The sequence below is a fragment of the Salsuginibacillus halophilus genome (assembly GCF_003014715.1).
GTDB classification, from domain to species: Bacteria; Bacillota; Bacilli; order Bacillales; family Marinococcaceae; genus Salsuginibacillus; species Salsuginibacillus halophilus.
Genome location: NZ_PYAV01000015.1, coordinates 55,688 through 74,267, shown reverse-complemented (window position 1 = coordinate 74,267; position 18,580 = coordinate 55,688). Strand labels below are relative to the sequence as shown.

Annotated in this window: 19 protein-coding genes, 12 tRNA genes and 1 rRNA gene; 2 read left to right on the top strand and 30 right to left on the bottom strand. The window is 46.0% G+C overall.

Annotation, left to right across the window (positions count from 1 at the left end):
* The 14 genes from B0H94_RS13290 to B0H94_RS13225 all read right to left on the bottom strand — a co-directional run.
* Positions 1–187: ribosomal RNA gene (locus B0H94_RS13290) — 16S ribosomal RNA — on the bottom strand; the annotation flags it as partial.
* A 213-nt stretch (positions 188–400) separates the two neighbouring features.
* Positions 401–477 (bottom strand) — tRNA-Ile (locus tag B0H94_RS13285).
* Between the two features lie 50 nt (positions 478–527).
* A tRNA-Gly gene (locus B0H94_RS13280) sits at positions 528–601 on the bottom strand.
* Between the two features lie 4 nt (positions 602–605).
* A tRNA-Pro gene (locus B0H94_RS13275) sits at positions 606–682 on the bottom strand.
* A 34-nt stretch (positions 683–716) separates the two neighbouring features.
* Positions 717–793: transfer RNA gene (locus tag B0H94_RS13270), tRNA-Arg, on the bottom strand.
* Positions 794–798: 5 nt separating this feature from the next.
* Positions 799–886 (bottom strand) — tRNA-Leu (locus B0H94_RS13265).
* 15 nt (positions 887–901) lie between these two features.
* Positions 902–987: transfer RNA gene (locus tag B0H94_RS13260), tRNA-Leu, on the bottom strand.
* 6 nt (positions 988–993) lie between these two features.
* A tRNA-Gln gene (locus B0H94_RS13255) sits at positions 994–1,068 on the bottom strand.
* A 22-nt stretch (positions 1,069–1,090) separates the two neighbouring features.
* Positions 1,091–1,166 (bottom strand) — tRNA-Asp (locus B0H94_RS13250).
* A gap of 14 nt (positions 1,167–1,180) precedes the next feature.
* A tRNA-Val gene (locus tag B0H94_RS13245) sits at positions 1,181–1,256 on the bottom strand.
* Positions 1,257–1,258: 2 nt separating this feature from the next.
* Positions 1,259–1,333 (bottom strand) — tRNA-Glu (locus tag B0H94_RS13240).
* A gap of 10 nt (positions 1,334–1,343) precedes the next feature.
* Positions 1,344–1,434 (bottom strand) — tRNA-Ser (locus B0H94_RS13235).
* A gap of 2 nt (positions 1,435–1,436) precedes the next feature.
* Positions 1,437–1,511 (bottom strand) — tRNA-Asn (locus B0H94_RS13230).
* Between the two features lie 200 nt (positions 1,512–1,711).
* Positions 1,712–2,182: a SprT family protein gene (locus B0H94_RS13225; protein ID WP_106589745.1), complete on the bottom strand. Its 471-nt coding sequence runs from the start codon at positions 2,180–2,182 to the stop codon at positions 1,712–1,714.
* A gap of 105 nt (positions 2,183–2,287) precedes the next feature.
* Between B0H94_RS13225 and cmpA the strand changes: the two genes are divergently transcribed.
* On the top strand, positions 2,288–2,395 hold the full coding sequence (gene cmpA / locus B0H94_RS15440) for a cortex morphogenetic protein CmpA (RefSeq protein ID WP_345789050.1): 108 nt from the start codon (positions 2,288–2,290) through the stop codon (positions 2,393–2,395).
* A gap of 87 nt (positions 2,396–2,482) precedes the next feature.
* Here the strand turns inward: cmpA and B0H94_RS13215 are convergent, their stop codons facing one another.
* The 14 genes from B0H94_RS13215 to acpS form a co-directional block, all read right to left on the bottom strand.
* Positions 2,483–4,642, bottom strand: coding sequence for a Tex family protein (locus B0H94_RS13215; protein ID WP_106589744.1), 2,160 nt, complete (start codon positions 4,640–4,642; stop codon positions 2,483–2,485).
* A gap of 89 nt (positions 4,643–4,731) precedes the next feature.
* Entirely contained in the window at positions 4,732–5,337 is a 606-nt protein-coding gene (locus B0H94_RS13210; RefSeq protein ID WP_181315411.1) for a SpoIIE family protein phosphatase, read from the bottom strand.
* Positions 5,337–6,134 (bottom strand): RNA polymerase sigma factor SigB, encoded by a 798-nt coding sequence (sigB, locus tag B0H94_RS13205; RefSeq protein WP_106589756.1) that lies wholly within the window; start codon positions 6,132–6,134, stop codon positions 5,337–5,339. Before sigB ends, B0H94_RS13210 begins: the two co-directional genes overlap by 1 nt.
* Positions 6,100–6,585 (bottom strand): anti-sigma B factor RsbW, encoded by a 486-nt coding sequence (gene rsbW, locus B0H94_RS13200; protein WP_106589742.1) that lies wholly within the window; start codon positions 6,583–6,585, stop codon positions 6,100–6,102. The genes sigB and rsbW overlap by 35 nt, the downstream gene beginning before the upstream one ends.
* Positions 6,585–6,914, bottom strand: coding sequence for an STAS domain-containing protein (locus tag B0H94_RS13195; protein WP_106589741.1), 330 nt, complete (start codon positions 6,912–6,914; stop codon positions 6,585–6,587). The genes rsbW and B0H94_RS13195 overlap by 1 nt, the downstream gene beginning before the upstream one ends.
* An 87-nt stretch (positions 6,915–7,001) precedes the next feature.
* Positions 7,002–8,015, bottom strand: coding sequence for a PP2C family protein-serine/threonine phosphatase (locus B0H94_RS13190; protein WP_106589740.1), 1,014 nt, complete (start codon positions 8,013–8,015; stop codon positions 7,002–7,004).
* A 14-nt stretch (positions 8,016–8,029) separates the two neighbouring features.
* Positions 8,030–8,443, bottom strand: coding sequence for an anti-sigma regulatory factor (locus B0H94_RS13185; RefSeq protein ID WP_106589739.1), 414 nt, complete (start codon positions 8,441–8,443; stop codon positions 8,030–8,032).
* 1 nt (position 8,444) lies between these two features.
* Positions 8,445–8,801, bottom strand: a complete 357-nt coding sequence (locus tag B0H94_RS13180) for an STAS domain-containing protein (RefSeq protein ID WP_106589738.1) — start codon at positions 8,799–8,801, stop codon at positions 8,445–8,447.
* A 24-nt stretch (positions 8,802–8,825) separates the two neighbouring features.
* Positions 8,826–9,644, bottom strand: a complete 819-nt coding sequence (locus B0H94_RS13175; protein WP_106589737.1) for an STAS domain-containing protein — start codon at positions 9,642–9,644, stop codon at positions 8,826–8,828.
* Between the two features lie 238 nt (positions 9,645–9,882).
* On the bottom strand, positions 9,883–10,173 hold the full coding sequence (locus B0H94_RS13170; RefSeq protein ID WP_427909957.1) for a CopG family ribbon-helix-helix protein: 291 nt from the start codon (positions 10,171–10,173) through the stop codon (positions 9,883–9,885).
* Positions 10,174–10,386: 213 nt separating this feature from the next.
* A complete protein-coding gene (gene alr / locus B0H94_RS13165; RefSeq protein ID WP_181315410.1) occupies positions 10,387–11,517 on the bottom strand; it encodes an alanine racemase in 1,131 nt (376 codons plus the stop codon).
* Between the two features lie 105 nt (positions 11,518–11,622).
* Positions 11,623–12,651, bottom strand: a complete 1,029-nt coding sequence (locus B0H94_RS13160) for a LolA family protein (protein WP_345789049.1) — start codon at positions 12,649–12,651, stop codon at positions 11,623–11,625.
* Between the two features lie 44 nt (positions 12,652–12,695).
* Positions 12,696–14,198: an NAD(P)H-hydrate dehydratase gene (locus tag B0H94_RS13155; RefSeq protein ID WP_245894039.1), complete on the bottom strand. Its 1,503-nt coding sequence runs from the start codon at positions 14,196–14,198 to the stop codon at positions 12,696–12,698.
* Between the two features lie 71 nt (positions 14,199–14,269).
* Complete coding sequence (acpS, locus tag B0H94_RS13150) at positions 14,270–14,632, bottom strand: holo-ACP synthase (RefSeq protein ID WP_106589735.1); 363 nt, start codon at positions 14,630–14,632, stop codon at positions 14,270–14,272.
* Positions 14,633–14,746: 114 nt separating this feature from the next.
* Here acpS and B0H94_RS13145 point away from each other — a divergent pair, with 114 nt between their 5' ends.
* A complete protein-coding gene (locus B0H94_RS13145) occupies positions 14,747–15,571 on the top strand; it encodes a rhomboid family intramembrane serine protease (RefSeq protein WP_245894035.1) in 825 nt (274 codons plus the stop codon).
* Positions 15,572–15,667: 96 nt separating this feature from the next.
* Here the strand turns inward: B0H94_RS13145 and B0H94_RS13140 are convergent, their stop codons facing one another.
* Together B0H94_RS13140 and B0H94_RS13135 are read right to left on the bottom strand one after the other, a co-directional pair.
* On the bottom strand, positions 15,668–17,338 hold the full coding sequence (locus B0H94_RS13140) for an ABC transporter permease (protein WP_106589734.1): 1,671 nt from the start codon (positions 17,336–17,338) through the stop codon (positions 15,668–15,670).
* Positions 17,339–17,375: 37 nt separating this feature from the next.
* Positions 17,376–18,509, bottom strand: coding sequence for an extracellular solute-binding protein (locus B0H94_RS13135; protein WP_106589733.1), 1,134 nt, complete (start codon positions 18,507–18,509; stop codon positions 17,376–17,378).
* Positions 18,510–18,580: the final 71 nt, after the last annotated feature.

Genomic DNA, 18,580 nt, shown 5'->3' with positions numbered 1-18,580 from the left:
TATTAGCCCCGGTTTCCCGGGGTTATCCCGATCTGCAGGGCAGGTTGCCCACGTGTTACTCACCCGTCCGCCGCTCGATCCACCAGCGTCATCCCCGAAGGGAATCAACTGGTTTCACGCGCTCGACTTGCATGTATTAGGCACACCGCCAGCGTTCGTCCTGAGCCAGGATCAAACTCTCCGATAAAGTGATGCTCAGCATCGATCAAATCGAAGGGATTTGATGTGTTTCGTTTAACGTCAATAAAATTGACGGGCGCACTTGCTTTCATTCAGTTTTCAAAGGGCAAATCATCATTTTTTTCCAACAAATCCATTTTCCAATATCTAATTACTACATACATTGCAATGGTGATGCCATTGGTGCATTAGGAAAAAATATAAGGAGAGGAATCATTAATGGTGGGCCTGAGTGGACTTGAACCACCGACCTCACGCTTATCAGGCGTGCGCTCTGACCAACTGAGCTACAGGCCCCACTATTTTGTGAGTTGGATGTGTACTTCTGTTGTGAATACAAAAGTTAATGGAGCGGGTGAGGGGAATCGAACCCCCGTCATTGGCTTGGAAGGCCAAGGTTTTACCACTAAACTACACCCGCGCAATGGTCGGGAAGACTGGATTCGAACCAGCGACCCCTTGGTCCCAAACCAAGTGCTCTGCCAAGCTGAGCTACTTCCCGTTCACTAACGATTATTCAATTAAGGCAAATATTATGGCGCGCCTGAGAGGACTTGAACCCCTAACCTTCTGATCCGTAGTCAGACGCTCTATCCAATTGAGCTACAGGCGCAAAAATGGTGCGGTCGAGAGGACTTGAACCTCCACGGGATAAACTCCCACTAGGCCCTCAACCTAGCGCGTCTGCCGATTCCGCCACGACCGCTTTCTTCAAAAAATATGGTGCGGGTGGAGGGACTTGAACCCCCACGTCACAAGGACACTAGATCCTAAGTCTAGCGCGTCTGCCAATTCCGCCACACCCGCATGTTATGGCTGGGCTAGCTGGATTCGAACCAGCGCATCATGAGACCAAAACCCATTGCCTTACCGCTTGGCTATAGCCCAAAGTTTTATTTAAATATTAAAATGGCGGGCCTGACGGGAATCGAACCCGCGATCTCCTGCGTGACAGGCAGGCATGTTAACCGCTACACCACAGGCCCATAATTAAATTGAATGGTGGAGGGTGACGGGATCGAACCGCCGACCCCCTGCTTGTAAGGCAGGTGCTCTCCCAGCTGAGCTAACCCTCCAATGGTGACCCGTAGGGGATTCGAACCCCTGTTACCGCCGTGAAAGGGCGGTGTCTTAACCACTTGACCAACGGGCCATATATTCAATGGCGGAGAAGGAGGGATTCGAACCCTCGCGCCGCGTAAACGACCTACTCCCTTAGCAGGGGAGCCCCTTCAGCCACTTGGGTACTTCTCCAATGGCTCCACAGGCAGGATTCGAACCTGCGACAACTCGGTTAACAGCCGAGGGCTCTACCACTGAGCTACTGTGGAATGTTGTTTATGTATGCTGTCGGCATCTTCTTGCGCCGAAGACAAGTTATATTGTAACTTATCTCTCACCCGCCGTCAATAACTTTTTTTAATGTTTTTTGTCGACGTGTTTTTGCTAGCTTTGTTTGCCGCTCTCTTTCGGCGACTTTTATAATTTATCACACCCCTTATCAGGGTGTCAACAAACAACGAAAAAAATATCACTTTTTTTCATAGCTTACTTCCTTTTGCTTTAACAAACCCCGGCACACCCCGCATCTGTACTTTTGAAGATTCATGCGCTTTTTTCTCACATACACTTCATAACATAAAGTACATACATAGACATGACGTGCTTGTGAAGTTTGCTTAGCTTCGGGGATCCTCTGACAAAAACGCGCCCCACCAACTTGAGCAAGCAGCGCTTTAAATTCAGGATCCTTATGACGGTAGCCACGTCCTTCTAAATGTAGATGATAGTGACATAACTCATGCTTAAGTATATCTATAATTTCCTGCTCACCAAATAGCATCAAATGCTTAGGGTTTACTTCAATTGTATGATCTTGGAGCATATAACGGCCTCCGGTCGTCCGCAGCCGGTTATTAAACCGCACACTATGTTTAAAGGGTCTTCCGAATTTTTCATTTGATAATTGCTCCGTTAACTGCTGTAACTTACTTTCATCCATATAAACCACTTCTTTCGAGGTCTTTCCTTTTCTATCGTACCAGTAACCGCTCCATCTGCATAGAATGACTTCAAAACACGTATTCCTTAAAAAGGGGTGCCTTTCATGATGCCAAGCTGGCTGCAAAAACAGATCCGTGATGGTTTCTGCAACAAAAAGCGTGCAGATTTAATCATGCTGAACCGCCTTTGGTTTAAGTACAGAAAGTATTAGCACTAGCAGAAAATAAACAAATATTAATGTTGAAACTCGTTATGGCCTTAGCCAGTCATAACGAGTTTCAACCGTGAGGATCTTAGTTTAAACCATCGTTAAGCCGATACGTCCCTTTCCTTCATCAATCGTATCAACCCATACAGTGACAACGTCTCCAACAGCAACTACATCCATTGGGTTCTTCACAAAACGGTTAGACAGTTTCGAAATATGAACCAAGCCGTCTTCTTTTACACCAATATCAACAAAAGCGCCAAAATCAACTACGTTTCTCACCGTACCTTGAAGCTCCATCCCAACCTTTAAATCTGAAATCTCCATGACGCCAGTTTTCAACAACGGCTGACTAAACTGCTCACGCACATCGCGGTGCGGCCGCTTTAAATCTGCTATCATGTCTTCAAGGGTGGGACGCCCAATCCCAAGTTCATGTGCTGCGTCTGTAACATCAATATCTTCAAGCTTTTCATGAATTGCTGCTGTACCTATATCTTGCATTGTTGCTTCAATCATCTGCAATAGTTGCTTTGCCGCTGGGTAGCTTTCCGGGTGAATGGCGGTTGCATCCAGCGGATCCGCACCTTCTGGCAGACGAAGAAACCCAACCGCCTGCTCAAATGTTTTATTACCAAGCCGAGGCACTTTTTTAAGCTGCTTTCGAGAGGTGAACTCTCCCTCTTCTTCACGTTTTGCTACAATATTTTCAGCTACTGCCTTACTTAAACCTGAAACATACTGCAAAAGACTTGCGGAAGCGGTGTTTAAATTTACCCCAACTTGGTTTACGGCTGTCTCAACAACAAACTGAAGGGAGTGATTCAGCTTAGAAGCTGCTACGTCATGCTGATATTGACCGACACCGATTGACTTTGGATCAATTTTAACAAGTTCCGCAAGCGGGTCTTGAAAGCGGCGAGCAATTGAGGCTGCGCTGCGCTCTTCTGTCTGTAAGTCAGGAAATTCCCGCCGCCCGACTTCAGAAGCTGAATAAACACTTGCACCTGCTTCATTTACAATTAAATAGGCAATATCTTTGTCCAGCTCACCTACAAGTTCAGCAATGAAAGCTTCTGTCTCCCTTGAGGCGGTGCCATTACCAACCGCAATCACCTCAACTCCATACGTGTTAATCAACCGAGTAACTAACTTTTTACTTTTCTCAATTTGTTTGTACGGAGGCGTTGGATAAATCGTGGCAACTTCAAGCACTTTCCCAGTTGCGTCAATAACTGAAAGCTTGCAGCCTGTACGGTAGGCCGGATCAACACCTAGCACCACTTTCCCTTTCATCGGTGGCTGCAAAAGGAGGTGGCGCAGGTTTTCAGCAAATACAGAAATGGCATGATCCTCTGCCTTTTCCCAAAGTTCACCCCGGATGTCTCTTTCAATTGCCGGAGCTAACAGCCGTTTGTAGCTGTCTGTTAAAGCAGCTGAAAATACATCACCTGCCACTTTCGGTGTCTGACCTTTATATAAATGTTTTTGTATAAGGCTTTCCATTTTTTCTCGATCAACCTCAACACCTAAACGAAGAATACCTTCCTTCTCTCCACGTGTCACAGCCAGCACACGATATGAAGGGATTTTCTTCACTGCCTCTTGATACTCATAGTACACCTCATAAATTCCTTTTTCGTCTGCTTCAGCGTCCTTGGCTTCTGTCCGGACAACCCCATCCTGATATGTACGTTCACGCAGTGCCTTACGAACTTCAGGGTCGTCCGCGATCCATTCAGCCAGAATATCATTAACACCTGCAGCCACCTGCTCTTCGTTTTGCAAGTCGTGTTCCTCGTTGAAATACTTTTTGGCTTCAGAGGAAAAGTTCCCCTCATCAGGCATGTCCCAAACCCACTTCGCAAGTGGTTCGAGCCCTTTATCTTTTGCTTTTGTCGCTCGTGTTGCCCGCTTCTTTTTATATGGACGGTACAAGTCTTCTACTGCCTGCAGCTTATCCGCCTGTTCAATAGAAGTTTGCAATTCCTCTGTTAACTTTCCCTGCTCTTCGATCAACCGAAGAACTTCAACCTTTCTTGTCTGCAACTGCTTTGCATAGTTCCAGGCATTAAGCACAGCTTGAATCTGCACCTCGTCTGCGGAGTTTGTCATTTCCTTACGGTAGCGTGCAATAAACGGAACCGTGTTACCTTCATCGAGTAAATCAATAATTTTTTGTGCTGACGTCATTTCAATCGCTGCTTCTTTAGCTGCTTGTTGAATCAATACTTCTGAATGCTCTTCCATAAGACCAGCTCACCTCAATGCAACATATTTCTTTCTATACTATATCACGCAAAACAAAAAAAGAGTTCCTTCATCACGAAAGAAACCCCTCAAGATACCGAACCTGATACAATTGTCACATCATCATCTGTCGATTTTGCTTTTTCCGCAAGCTGGGCAACAATTCGCTCCGGCTTACGATACGCTTTAACCATATGCTGATCTTCGCGCGAGAGCGCTGTGCCATCGGAAAACAATAGAAAAGATACACTTTGGTTGAAGCTGTACGTTTCTAAATGGTAATCGTATCGGCGGCCAGCTAAGTATCCAGATACCGAGCGGGGTTGAAATGTCTGCTTGCCGTCGATATACAAAAGACACTTTACGTTACCAATATTCCCGTAATAAACACGGTTTGATTGATAAGCGATCTTGAGCACTGTAACAACCGCCCCACGTTCACGAAACAACGAACGGTTGCACTGCTCAAGAACTTCATCAATTGGTCGATCGTGATGTTTTTTCACTTCTTCTGTAACAAGTTTTGCTGAGCGGTGCGCACCGCTGCCGCTTCCTAAACCATCTGCAACAGCACACAAAAAGTAATCTTCCGTTTCAATTGTAACGTAAGCATCGCCGCATTTATCATTTCCATGCTTCTCTTTCTGGTAAGCGGCAATATTTACATTCGTATGCACTTTGTGTTCAATTGTCATCATAAACACTCCGATAGTTCCACACGAATTGACTCGCGCAGTTTTTGCAGTGCTCTCCGCTGTAGGCGAGAAACATGCATCTGAGAGATGCCTAAGCGCTCTCCTGCCTCTTTTTGACTTAAATGTTCAAAGTACGTGTATTGCAGGATTTCTTTTTCACGGTCGGTGAGTACACCAAAAGCTTTTTCTAACAGCAGCTGCTGATCTGTCCGTTCAAACCCTTCTTCTGTAGCTCCTACAAGATCAAGCAGTGTTACTGAACTACCTTCTTGGTCTGCCTCAATCGACCGATCAACAGATAATGCTTGATAACTTTTACCCATCTCCATCGTCTCTAAAACTTCTTCTTCAGTGACTTCGAGATGTTCAGCAATCTCCGGCACTTGCGGCGAACGCTGCAGCTCTGTTGTAAGTTCTTCAACCGCCCGCTTAATGCGCGGCCCTAATTCTTTAATTCGGCGTGGAACATGGACACTCCACGTTTTGTCGCGGATAAAACGTTTAATCTCACCGACAATTGTAGGCACAGCAAACGACTCAAACGAACGATTATAGGAAGGGTCATAGCGGCGAAGGGCTGCAAGCAAGCCGATCATCCCAACTTGATATAAATCATCGTCATGATCCTGACCACGGGCAAACTTACGCGATAGCGAGTGTACAAGCGGTTCAAAATGTTCAACAAGGCGAGTTTGTATTTCCTCATTTTGATCGTGTTGAAATTCTTCGATCCACCTGTATACTTCTTCACTGCTTCCTTTATTACTGCTCTTGTTTGTTGATGGGTCCTGCTGCATCGACATTTTCTTCCACCCCATCTCTTTGGAAAAACTTCCGCATAACAATAGCCACGCCGGTCTCGCCGCGAATCTCAACTTCATCCATCAAGGTATCGATCAGGAAGAGTCCAAGCCCCCCTTCTTTCAACTCTGCAACGGGCTTTGTCCCGCTGACCGGGCCTTTCTCTTCAGCTAGACGCTCCATATCAAAGTGCTGACCTTCGTCAGTAACGCTTACCTCAATGGCATCGCTGCGCACATGACACCCTAACACCATGCTGCCTCCCTGCTCATAGGCGTGATCCACAACATTTGTGCAAGCTTCAGCTACAGCTACTTTCATGTCTTCAATATCGTCATACCCCCAGCCCATTCGGTTGGCAATGCCGGAAACCGTAAGGCGGGCAATACTAACATAATCGGCTTTTGCAGGCAGTTTCACTTCGATGTAATCCGTTGCCTGGGTCATTATTTTGCTTCCTCCCTTTCTTCACCGATGTCGATTACTTCATCAAGACCAGTAATCGAGAACAAACGATGCACGCGCTCGTTTAAGCCGATAATTTTTAAATCTCCATTATAGTTATGGGCAGACTTTAAAGCTCCGATAAATATTCCCAAACCTGTGCTGTCAATATAATCGACATTTTCAAGATCTACGACAACAAGATTCCCTTCTTTTTCTGTCAGCGGTACGAGAGCCTCTCGTAACTCTGGGGCTGTATATGCATCAATCTCTCCTGCTACTTTCAAAAGATCTTTATCTTCTTCTCTTGTATGCGCTACTTCCATATTCATTTGGCGCGCCTCCTCATTATGCTTACTCCTAAAAGAAAAACGGCCTTTGGCCGTATCAATTGTAGAGTTTCCCGAATCACTTCACAATTAAACCTCTCTCCGCAAAATCATTAAAGTGAAATCGTCACGAAGCTGAAACCCTTGTAATTTTTCAAGTTCATGAAAGACATGATTCACCATTTCCTGCGCTGATAAATGCATATGGTTTCGGATTAGACGCGTAATTTCCTCACGCTCAATAAATCCTTGCTCTGTACGACACTCTGTAACACCATCGGAAAGCAGAACAATAAAATCCCCCGGTGCAACGACACGCTGATACTCCCGAAATTCAGCGTGCCTTTTAATCCCAAGGACAATCCCTTTTGCTGAAAGCTCCTCAAACTCATCTGCTTCAGCAGAATAATAAAAGCCCGGCTCATGACCAGCTCCAGCATATTGAAACGTATGTGCACGAACATCGTAAGAGCCATACATCATTGTAATAAACATGTTCGAAGCGACATTCTGTTCTACCACGCGATTTAAGTTGGCGAGCAGATCTGCAGGCTGAAGCCGCTGTTCAGGCAGGCTGTCCATCGCGTATTTGATCATCGACATACATAACGCCGCCGGCACACCTTTACCGATAATATCTGCAATCGCCACACCTAAACAGTCGTTTTCATCGTGGACAAAGTGGTAATAATCGCCACTCATCTTTGAAGCAGGCACACTTAAAACACCTACATCAAGATCTTCTGGCTCAGGAATGCCACTTGGAAGAAATGTTTGCTGCATGTTGGCTGCAACATCAATTTCTGATTCCAGTTCTCTCTGTCGATCTTTTAAACTTTGGTGCTCTTGATAGGCCAGGCCGTAACCAATCATAACTTCAAGCAAAAACTCAAAGGAGTCCTGCGCCCCTTTAGGTATATCCGGAAAGCTTTCTTCCAAAGTAGAAAGGTGAAGGCTAACTACTTCTTCTGGTGAGATTTGGTTTTCAAGCACTTTTTTACTGAACTGCTGTGCATGATAAAGACCTTGTTCATTTTTATTTTCTAAATACTGATTGAGGATTTTCCGGTACTGCTCCTGCAACCGAAGATATGCATCACCCATACCTGTTCTCCTTTCTACCGGAGCCACTTAATTGCAGTAATCGTCGTGCCTTCTCCCGACGTTGATTCAATATCGAAGTGGTCCATTAATCGTTTCACACCCGGAAGACCGGCCCCTAAACCACCTGAAGTCGTAAATCCATCCGCCATTACTTCACGAATATTATCAATGCCCGGTCCTACATCTTTAGCTGTGATTTGTAACCCTTTTTTTACGCCTGCACCGCCCATCTCGCTGACTTCGCCAATGCAGATTTCACCTTTTTCTGCGTAAAGGTAAATATTTCTTGCCAGCTCTGAAATCGCGGTTGTAATCCGTGCTTGGTCCACGTTTCCGAAGCCGATTTCTTTTGCTTTATTTCTACCAGCTTGACGAGCTGATACAATGCCCCATTCTGTATGAACTTCTACACAGGATTGGCTGCTCATCTTACCCCTCCAATTCCTGTTGGAGTTTCTCAAGTCCCTGCTCAAGGTCAAGCGCTGTCGGTACTTCTTCAAGTTTGATACCCATATCAATCAATGTAATCGCAACTGCCGGCTGAATGCCTGTGAGGACTACTTTGGCCCCCATCAAGTTGGACATTTCGACAACTTCTCCCAGCACTTTTGCGATGAAAGAATCGATCATTTCAACAGAAGTTAAATCAATCACAACACCAGTCGACCCCTCTTTATGAATCTTGCTTAATAGGTCTTCCTGGAACTGAAGCGCTGTTTGATCATCGAGTTCGACCTGCACCGAGATGAGAAGGTAGTTGTGCAGTTTTAAAATTGGTACTCTCATTATCGGCTCCCCCCTTGATCTCGTTTATTCAATTTCTACAATCTTTTTATTTGTAACCTCAAGACCTGATTCAATGCCTTTGCGCAACGTGCTCTTCGTTGGAAACTTCCCTAAATCAATCCCTAAGTTCACAATTGTCTGGGCAATTTCCGGACGGATGCCGACCAAAATACACTCAGCACCAACTAAACGCACAGCTTCTGCTGCTTGAATTATATGGTGAGCTACCATTGTATCCACGACAGGCACACCTGTGATATCAATGAGTACAACTTGGGAGCGGTGCTCAATAATGCCTTCAAGCAGGTTTTCCATAATTAACTTTGCTCGTTCTGTATCTATTGTTCCGATCAGCGGCATAACACTAATGTGGGAGAATACAGGGATGAGCGGGGCAGACAACTCTTTCAAGGCCAGTTTTTGCAGGTTCAACGTGTTTTCCCAGGAACCGGTATACTCATCAACGAGTTGATTTACAATGCCATCGATCCAGTTTTCAACTTCTCCAAATGTGGAAAATGCTTGTTCAGCTTGCGTGTTTTCTTTCATCTCTTCTAAGATAACTCTGCGAAAAGCCTGTAGACCGCGGGTGAAATAGCTGAGCGGCCACCCGATATGAATCAAACGCTCAACAAAGCTGCGCAAGCGCTCTTTTGCCTCTTCCGGAGAAACATGTAAAGTGTTCACAATGACATCAATAAATTCCCGGTTTGTTTCACTATATATATCTTCGGGAATCCTAGTTATAGCAGAGTCTTGTGTGACACTTTCAACTTCTTCAAGCCACTTTTCAACCAACAACTGCTTTCGCTTATAAATAAAATCAATAATGGATGGTTCCATAAATACCTCCAGCCTGCAAGTTACATCTATCTTGAAGCTTATATAAAATTCGACGAGCTAAAACAATCATCTCTATTATTTCATGTCTGCTCGTGTGGCGCAATCAAACAGATGTGTTCTCTCGCTATAATTTGACAAAAAAAGTTGCTCCCTTAAAATCCTGGAGCAACTCTTTGGACTTACCCTCTGTAACGGTGACAGTAAACATAATAAAATAAATAAAAATCCGGACGTAAATTTAAACACCGCTGACGAGTCGATGGTTCAGCGTAGACCCTGCTTCTTCTTCGGCAACAAAGGACTCAGCTGCAATATTTAAGTTAATATTGGCCATCTCCATGTAGCCTTGCTGCATTAAAGTTTGAAGCTCAGTCTTTTCTCTCTCATGAAGATAAGTTTCTGCTGCCTGACAAATAAAGTCATCCCGGTTTAAGTTGTACTCATAAATAATGCCGTCCATTTCTCGTAACAGCTCCTCTGGAAGATTGACTTTAATCTCCGTTACGCGGTCGTGTGCCAAATGGTCCACCTCCAACGAAAAGCCTTACCGTTCTCAAACATTCTCTTGTCATCATAGCATTCAGTGTCTCATTTTGCAAAATCTTCTTTGCTCATATACACAAAATAAATTCCAGCTATAACAAGGCATACAGAACAAAAAAACTTCAGGCACACCGGGAGAACTTAATTTCTTTCTCAAAATTCTTTGTTATTTCTACAAATCAAGACATGAAATTTTTTATTACTTATAACAGCGCGGAATTCTCTGACCAAGCATACAGGGGATCTCATAACTGATTGTTCCGAGCCTGCTGGCTGTCTCCTGTATGGTAATTTCCTCCTGCCCCTGTCTGCCAATGAGCGTTACTTGATCTCCGATTGCAGCTTCATTCGGAAGACGAATCATCATTTGGTCCATACAAACCTTGCCAACAATTGGACACCTTTGTCCGTTGACGAGAACTTCGCTCGTTTCGTGGCCGTGATAGCGCACCCAGCCATCACCGTAACCGATCGGCACAGTGCCAATCCACTCATCACCACTCGTTCTATAAGAAGCACCATAACTGACCCCTTCATCTGCTGCAGGCACTTTCACCTGCGTCAACCTGCTGTGTAGAGACATCGCCCGTTCTAACGGAAACGGAAGTTCATGTTCAATATCATCCGATGGCAGCAGCCCATACATAGAGATCCCATAACGAAATAAAGGTGTACAGTGCTCCGGAAAACGAAGCGCTGTCGCACTATTTGCGCTGTGCACCACCGGCGGGAGCCCAGCCTCTGCTTCAAGCTGCTGCAGTGTCGTTTGAAATTTTTCATGCTGTCCTTCAAAGTAAGCCGTTTCAACTTCATCCGCGGTTGCAAAATGCGTCATAACCCCTTCATATACGAACTGGTCAAGACGGGTTAATGCGCAGGCAAGTTGAACTGCTTCATCTGCCGTAGTTACACCGACACGACCCATGCCGGTATCAACCTTGATATGTATATGCACTGGCTGTTCCTTTAAAACTTTTGCTGCTTCATCAAGCCATGTTTTTTCCCAGATTGTTAAAGACACCCCTGCATCAGCTGCTGCTTTAGCATCTTCCGGCCTTGTCCGCCCAAGGACTAAAATCGGCGCTTCAATCCCTGCATCACGCAGCTCAAAGGCTTCATCTAAAATAGCTACCCCGAGCCACTTAGCTCCATTTGCCAATGCTGTTTCTGCCACTTTCACCGCTCCATGACCATAGCCATCTGCTTTAACGACCGCCATCAAAGCTGCTTGATCCTGGTAAATATCGTTTATGCGCGCTACATTGGATGCTACTGCACTTAAGTCTACTTCAACCCATGTATCTCTATAAGATGTCGTAATAAATGCCATCAGCTGCAACTCCTCTCCTTTATTGATTATTGTAGCGAACCACTTTCCTGTCAATCAGAAGAAAGCCTTGAGAACCCTTCTAGTTCTCAAGGCTTTTATAAAGACCTACTTCGCATGAGTCCCGGTCATCGACCGCGCTACAGCTTCCATTTCTTCCACCGGCATTTCATCGCCGGCAATCATATACTCGATCCCTTCATACGTCCAGTGTAATGCTTCGCCGGTATAAACCCCGTGGGCATATCCTAAATCCACCGGCTGACCTTCTTCATAAACAACTGGTGCTGAAGTTTCTACCACATCAGCTGCCTGCTGAACGATGGTAAATGGCATCTCACCGCCGTAAGACAGCACCGCCTTTTTCCCAGTTGTCCCCATACGTTCCTCAGAGTCTTCCAAAGTTGTTCCCTGCGGTTCGTACAGCGGCATGTGTACTTCAAAGTCTTCGCTGCCACTTTCTACTTCATCTGCAGACGCCGCTACGTCTTCCGCTTCAGCTTCTGTCATGTTTCTTTCCATTTCAAAAGCCCCATCCTCAAAAGATACATCGGTTTCAAATGAAGAAAATTCAACAGTAACAAGTGGTTGATCATCCGGGTCATAAATTTGCACACTCGCCGGCGATAAATCATCGGCACTCATTTTGATGTCCTGGCTGTGCAAGTTATTATTTTGGTAATGCGTTTTTGTTTCAAATACATACTGATCTTCTTCAATTGCAAATGTACGCTCGGCATCCATTAAAATATCTGACACTAAAGATTCGTACAAATACACCTGGCTATTATTGTTTGGCCAGTCGCTCTGGAAGCGAAAGCGCTTATTTAATGCAGGTGTCAAAACGAACACACCGTCATCATTTCTAAGAATCAGCTGGTTCTGCTCTTCGTTTTCATTCTTTAGTTCAACCCGGTAGTATTGATTGCTATCCGTTTTTTCATGCCATACATTCACATCATATTCCCGCGGCTCCTGGCCGGTTTCAAGCACCATAACAGCTTCGGCCTTATACGAATCAAGACCTTGCAGCGTCTCTTCTAAATCCTCAACAACCTCCTCCTGCGTCTTCTCCCCACAGGCGGCAAGCAGTAAGACCATCGCGGCAATCAACAACCAGCCTGTTTTTCGCACCATGGATCGCTCCTCTGTCAGTAAAGTCACGACAAAGGAGGGGGCTGTCAGTCTGTAGATTCAACAGACTGAAATGCAAGCGGCAGCGCTGAAATAACATCGGACGTTTTCACTGCGTGCGGTGGCACCGTTACAGCAAGTGCATCTGCGGCAGCACCATGCAGGTAAACGGCGTTTGCAACTGCAGCATCTAAAGTCGTATGACTCATTGTAAAAGCAAGCACCATCCCGGTAAGCACATCACCTGTGCCGCCGCGGGCGAGCACGGCATTTCCTGTCGGATTGACAAACTGCCGGCCGTCCGGGGTCGAAGTGATCGTGTGCGCACCTTTCATAACTACATACACACCATAAGCAGTGGCAAAATTAAAGGACGTTTGAAACGGGGCTTGCAGTACTTCTTCGACTGAAAGCCCGGTTAATGCGGCCAGTTCCCCGGCATGCGGAGTTAAAACGGTCGGCTTCCGGCGGCTTTTCAACTCTGACGGTCGAAGGATATGAAGCGCATCGGCATCAAGTATAAGCACACCGTCTGTCTTATAAATTAGATGCTGCACAAGGTGAGCAGCCGCTTCATCACGACCGAGACCTGGACCGCAGGCCGCCGCATCAAACTTCGTCACATCTGCACTTAGCCGCACTCCTTCAGAAAACGGCTGCAGCATCGCTTCAGGGAGGCGCGATGCCGCTGCAGAAGTAAAACTCGCTGGCAGAGCAAGCGTCAGCAGGCCGGTGCCGCTTTTTAAAGCAGCTTCGCCGGCAAGCAGCGGAGCTCCCGGCATCGTTTCCGAACCGCCGACAATTAAACCCTTGCCGTATGTGCTCTTATAATCCTCAGCTGAGCGTACCGGCAAGGTTGTTTGCACATCTACTCTTTGCCAGAGGCGGCGTTCATACTTCAACAAATCATAAGTTCCCGGCGGAAGACCAATCGAAACGACCTCTATTTCCCCGTAAAATGGCGCGGTACGCGGGAGGAAGCTGCTCTCTTTGTATGCTGCAAGTACAACTGTAAAATCCGCTTGAACAGCTGTATGCCACATAACCCCTTCATCTGCCGGCAAACCTGAAGGAATATCAACAGCCTCTACTCGCGCAGCTGTTTCATTACAGGCTGCTACTAATGAGGCATACGGCTCGCGAAGCTCTCCACTCACTCCGGTACCAAGCATCGCATCAATGACGACATCTGCTGCAGCAATCACATCCTCGCACCGTTTTCCACCTGCTTGTACGCTGTTAACTTGAATACCGCATTGCAGGAGAAGGCCATAATGAAACTTCGCTTCCCCGGACAAGCGGTTTTCCTCAGGGATCAGCCACACTTCTGGACAAATCCCGGCTTCGTACAGACAGCGTGCAATCACAAAGCCATCACCACCGTTATTGCCGGAACCACACAACACAATCACACGTTCGTCTAAAGTCAATCGCGTCAACATCCGGCCAGCTGCAGCCCGCCCGGCATTTTCCATTAACATTTCGCCAGGCATGCCAAAGTCCTGCATCGTCCATTGATCTAAATCTCTCATCTCACTTCCAGTTACCACTCGCAAGTCAGGCCCCTCCTAACCGCACTAGCAATGTATGTATGCTTGTTTCTAATTATGCAGACGAGCTGCTATACCTCTTCTTCTACAATGACGTAAGCAACGACCTGCTCGTCTGTATGTGAAAGTGATGCGTGAACCCGGCTTTGCTCTGCACCTTTAACGCGAACTTCCGGCTTCCCACGTTCATTTCGGCTCGTTTCAATATCCTGCCAGCTTAGCATGTCCGAAATCCCTGTCCCCCACGCTTTAGCTACAGCTTCTTTCAGCGCAAACCGACCAGCTAAAAATTCTAAACCGCGGCGGCTTTGACTTTGTTCAAACGTTGCAAATTCTGTTTCTGTTAAAATACGGCGGGCAAACCGCGGCTGCCGTTTTACTGCCGCTTCAATCCGGGCGATGTCTACGATATCAACCCCAATACCCTCGATCATCTTAATCAAATCTCCTTTCTAGTGCCGCTTTCTGCTGACATATGATAGGATAAAAACATCTTAGTTATTTTTAGTATACAGTGATTGCCGATGAATTGCAGGCTTAGTTCGCCTATGATCATTCACCGGCTGCTTCTAGCTTATAAAAGCTATGATTATAAGGAGGTTACCACCCTGTTTATCCGGAACGAAACATTTAGCTCTTTCCGCCGGAATTACCCTGTCGTATTTACCATTGCGGTCATCCATCTGCTTTTATTTATTTTTATGAATATCCCTTTTTTTCCGCTTGGAGATTGGATTTATGAAGTTGGCCTCGGTGTTAATCTATTTGTGGCACAAGGGGAGTACTGGCGGCTTGTCACTCCAGTGTTTATGCATACAGACTTAATGCACTTTTTGTTTAATACCTTTGCGCTCGTGTTGTTCGGCCCTGCCCTGGAGCGCATGCTCGGTAAGTTTAAGTTCATTTTCGGCTATTTAGCCATTGGTATTCTTGCCAATGTAGCTACGTTTTACCTTGCTCCTTTAGCATATGCGCACCTTGGTGCTTCTGGAGCAATTTACGGTCTGCTCGGTTTGTATTTATATATGATTTTACAGCGTAAAGATTTAATTGACCCCGGCAGCTCACAAGTCGTCATCGTTATTTTAGGAATCGGATTAATATCCACATTCTTAAGCACTCACATTAACGTTTACGCTCACATTTTTGGTTTAATTGCAGGGTTTGCACTTGGACCTCCTGTGCTGAAAAACGCAACCCCGCCTTACATGCAGGCAAGACGCCGGCCGGTTGATGAAAACGAAGTCGGTTTTGATCCAAACCGTTGGAAAAAACGGCGTTTTCGTATGAACAGTCAGATCGTAAAAAACGCTCTCGGATTCGCGTTTATTATCATCATTCTGCTTGGGGTTATTAACCAGTTTCTGCTTTAGAACGATCTCTCCATAACTCTTTCAAGCACACAAAACCCCAGCTTGCGAACTTTTTTATCGTCCGCAAGCTGGGGTTCTTTAAGCTTTAACTACCACTCAATACTTTTTCAATAAAAAGCGGAGAGGGATGAGCGATATTATAATTATGATCAATGCCGCCGGTGCCGCTAAGTGATAAAACGCTTCGTTCGTATCAACCCAGATACGCACAGCCAATGTATCAAAACCAGGCGGCCTTAAAAGCAGGGTGGCCGGCAGCTCTTTAATTGCACTTACAAAAACAAGCGCCCCTCCTGCAAGTACTCCCGGTAAAATTGAAGGAAGCACAACTTTAAACATCGCTTTCCACGGTGGCTGTCCAAGGCTCCGAGCCGCTTCATCAATCCGTGGCGAAACAAGACTGAGCGAAGCCTCGCCCGACTGCATTGCTTGTGGTAAAAACCGTACAACAAAAGCGATCGCAATCAAGTAGTACGTATTATACAAAGCCGGGATGTATTCATTAAAGAAATAAATAATCCCAAGCGCAACAATTACACCTGGCAGGGCATAGCCGGAGTAGCTTAATTTATCAATAAAAGAAGTGATCGGTGACGGATAGCGGGATTTTAAGTAAATAACCGGTACCGCAAGCACCATACAAATGAGTGCTGCCATGCCCGATACAAGAATGCTGTTCCAAGTGTACTCCCAAAAATCACTATCTAGCGCACCTTCAGCAATACCAATACTTGACCAGTAAACAAGCACGATCATCGGTAGAACAACAGCGAAGAAGAACACCCCGATTACATACATAAGCGCCGGCAGCTTCCACTTCCCAAGTGCTAACGTATCAGGCGGCATAAACGAGTTTGCGGTTTGATAATACTTCTGCTTCTTCCTCGTTCTAGACTCAATCCAAAGCACAACAAGTGTTAAAGCAATTAGTACCACACTTAATACAGTTGCAGATAGATTGTCGTAACTACCCATCTGATAGTAAATCGCAGCAGTGAACGTTGTATAACGCATCATTGCAATAGCTCCAAAGTCTGACAACACGTATAAAGAAACAAGGATCGCACCTGCCCCCATTGCAGGGCGAAGAAATGGAACATTCACTTTCCAAAAAATTTGTGATGTGCTCAAACCTTGCGACCTTGCCACCTCTTCATAATTGCGATTCATCTTTCGCAAAGAGGCCATCGTAATTAAAAAGACATATGGAAACGTAAAAATTGTAAGAACGAAAAAGACACCGGCAAAAGAGTAAATATCAAGTGGATACTCACCAGGATCAAAGAAGCCGGCGAGCCACCCGACCGGACCAGCCACAATTATATAAGCCGCCGCTCCCACATACGGAGGAATCACAAGCGGCACGGCAAGCAGCCACTGCCACATCCGCCGCCCCGGTAAATCGGTCCGGCTGACAAGCCATGCAAGGGACACACCTAAAACAAGGGTAGCCCCGGTAACTGCGACCATTAAGGTGCCGGTGTTCCATAAAAGATCAAGCAGGCGGCCGTCCATTAAGTTCTCCCACCGATCCGCACCGGCAAACATCGCACGCCAGATCACATAAAAGATCGGCACGCCCATTAAGAGTGCGGTAAGGAGGCCAAACCCGAGCAGCACACCACCTGGCGGACGACCATTCCAATGAGAGGTCCAAACGCCTTTGAAAGGAAGTTTCTTAAAACGACGAGAGGCCGGAGACGATTGTCCGTCTCCAGCCTGTTGTTCACCTTGATGCTTCTGTTTCTCGTGTTGCCTCCATTTCATGATCTCAACTCCGCTTCATACGTTGATTATGCTGTTTCTAGCGGATTTCCAAGTCCATATCCGAATCTTCAATCAGCTCACGTGTATCTTCCCAAACTTCGCCGAGCTCACGGAGCGGCATGTCATGGGTTTCATAATCATCAATGCTGGCTGCTTCATCATATGGTTCGATATCCGGGTTGATTGGTACTTCCAGAGAATCATAAGAGAATTCCCGCTGGTTTTCTTCCTCAAGCGCCCAGTCCATAAACACTTGCGCATTTTCCTCATTTGGTGCACCTTCAATCATACCGATGCCTGCTGCGTTCAAGACTGCACCCATTTCACCTTCGCCCTGGTCAGGATATACAATACCAACGTTGTTATTATCCGGCTCTTCAAGCTGCTGGTGATAGTAGTAATTGTTCACAAGGCCAAACGCAAATTCACCTTGTCCGACAACGTCACGAATATCACTGTGGCCGGATAGAATTGCGCCTGCATTTTCGGAAATATCACCGAGCCATTCTTTCGTTTCTTCATCGCCCCACTCTTGGCGGAGTGCAGAAACGTGAGCAATCATGCTTCCGTTCGCACCGCGTGTAATTGCAAATTCACCTTCGTATTCATCGTTTGCAAGATCTGCGATGTTATTTGGCACATCTTCTTCGTCAACGATATCTTTATTGTACATGAAAGCACGGGTTCTTGCCGAGAGGGCAACCCAGGAATCATCTTCGGCACGATATTCTTCACCGATGCTGTCGACATTTTCAGGTTCATACCCTTGTAGTAGACCTTCCATCCGCAAGAATTCAAGTGCACCAATATCATTTGAGATAAACATATCCGCCTGCACGTTTTCACTTTCTTCCTGAATCAAGTTTACTGCATTATCATCAGCGTGCAAGGCGTTAACTTCAATGCCTGTATCTTCTTCAAAGCTTTCGAGCCACTGATCTACAAACGTCTCGTTACGTGCAGAATAAACTGTAAGCTCTCCGTCATGTTCGGCTTCATCAACTGCTTCACCATCGTCATTGTCTTCATCTTCTTCTACTTCTTCGCCTTCGCTCTGAGCTTCATCGCCGCCATTTTCTTCTACACCATTTTGCTCTTCCTCACCACAAGCAGCTAATGTCACCATAACTGCAGCCATTGTTGCTGGTACCATTCGGTTAAATTTACGCATGAAAGTCGCCTCCTGAAATTTTATGTAAAGTTTTGTTGAGAACTGTTTTCAACCTGCAAATACATTGTAAT

Bases quoted from the DNA above. Each gene is read 5' to 3' on its own strand.
- B0H94_RS13160 (WP_345789049.1), bottom strand. From the start codon at position 12,651: ATGGTGCGAAAAACAGGCTGGTTGTTGATTGCCGCGATGGTCTTACTG.
- B0H94_RS13225 (WP_106589745.1), bottom strand. From the start codon at position 2,182: ATGGATGAAAGTAAGTTACAGCAGTTAACGGAGCAATTATCAAATGAA.
- cmpA (WP_345789050.1), top strand. From the start codon at position 2,288: ATGATGCCAAGCTGGCTGCAAAAACAGATCCGTGATGGTTTCTGCAAC.
- B0H94_RS13135 (WP_106589733.1), bottom strand. From the start codon at position 18,509: ATGCGTAAATTTAACCGAATGGTACCAGCAACAATGGCTGCAGTTATG.
- B0H94_RS13195 (WP_106589741.1), bottom strand. From the start codon at position 6,914: ATGAATATGGAAGTAGCGCATACAAGAGAAGAAGATAAAGATCTTTTG.
- B0H94_RS13185 (WP_106589739.1), bottom strand. From the start codon at position 8,443: ATGAGCAGCCAATCCTGTGTAGAAGTTCATACAGAATGGGGCATTGTA.
- B0H94_RS13210 (WP_181315411.1), bottom strand. From the start codon at position 5,337: ATGACAATTGAACACAAAGTGCATACGAATGTAAATATTGCCGCTTAC.
- B0H94_RS13140 (WP_106589734.1), bottom strand. From the start codon at position 17,338: ATGAAATGGAGGCAACACGAGAAACAGAAGCATCAAGGTGAACAACAG.
- acpS (WP_106589735.1), bottom strand. From the start codon at position 14,632: ATGATCGAGGGTATTGGGGTTGATATCGTAGACATCGCCCGGATTGAA.
- alr (WP_181315410.1), bottom strand. From the start codon at position 11,517: ATGGCATTTATTACGACATCTTATAGAGATACATGGGTTGAAGTAGAC.
- B0H94_RS13145 (WP_245894035.1), top strand. From the start codon at position 14,747: ATGATCATTCACCGGCTGCTTCTAGCTTATAAAAGCTATGATTATAAG.
- B0H94_RS13215 (WP_106589744.1), bottom strand. From the start codon at position 4,642: ATGGAAGAGCATTCAGAAGTATTGATTCAACAAGCAGCTAAAGAAGCA.
- B0H94_RS13175 (WP_106589737.1), bottom strand. From the start codon at position 9,644: ATGGAACCATCCATTATTGATTTTATTTATAAGCGAAAGCAGTTGTTG.
- rsbW (WP_106589742.1), bottom strand. From the start codon at position 6,585: ATGACCCAGGCAACGGATTACATCGAAGTGAAACTGCCTGCAAAAGCC.
- B0H94_RS13190 (WP_106589740.1), bottom strand. From the start codon at position 8,015: ATGGGTGATGCATATCTTCGGTTGCAGGAGCAGTACCGGAAAATCCTC.
- sigB (WP_106589756.1), bottom strand. From the start codon at position 6,134: ATGCAGCAGGACCCATCAACAAACAAGAGCAGTAATAAAGGAAGCAGT.
- B0H94_RS13180 (WP_106589738.1), bottom strand. From the start codon at position 8,801: ATGAGAGTACCAATTTTAAAACTGCACAACTACCTTCTCATCTCGGTG.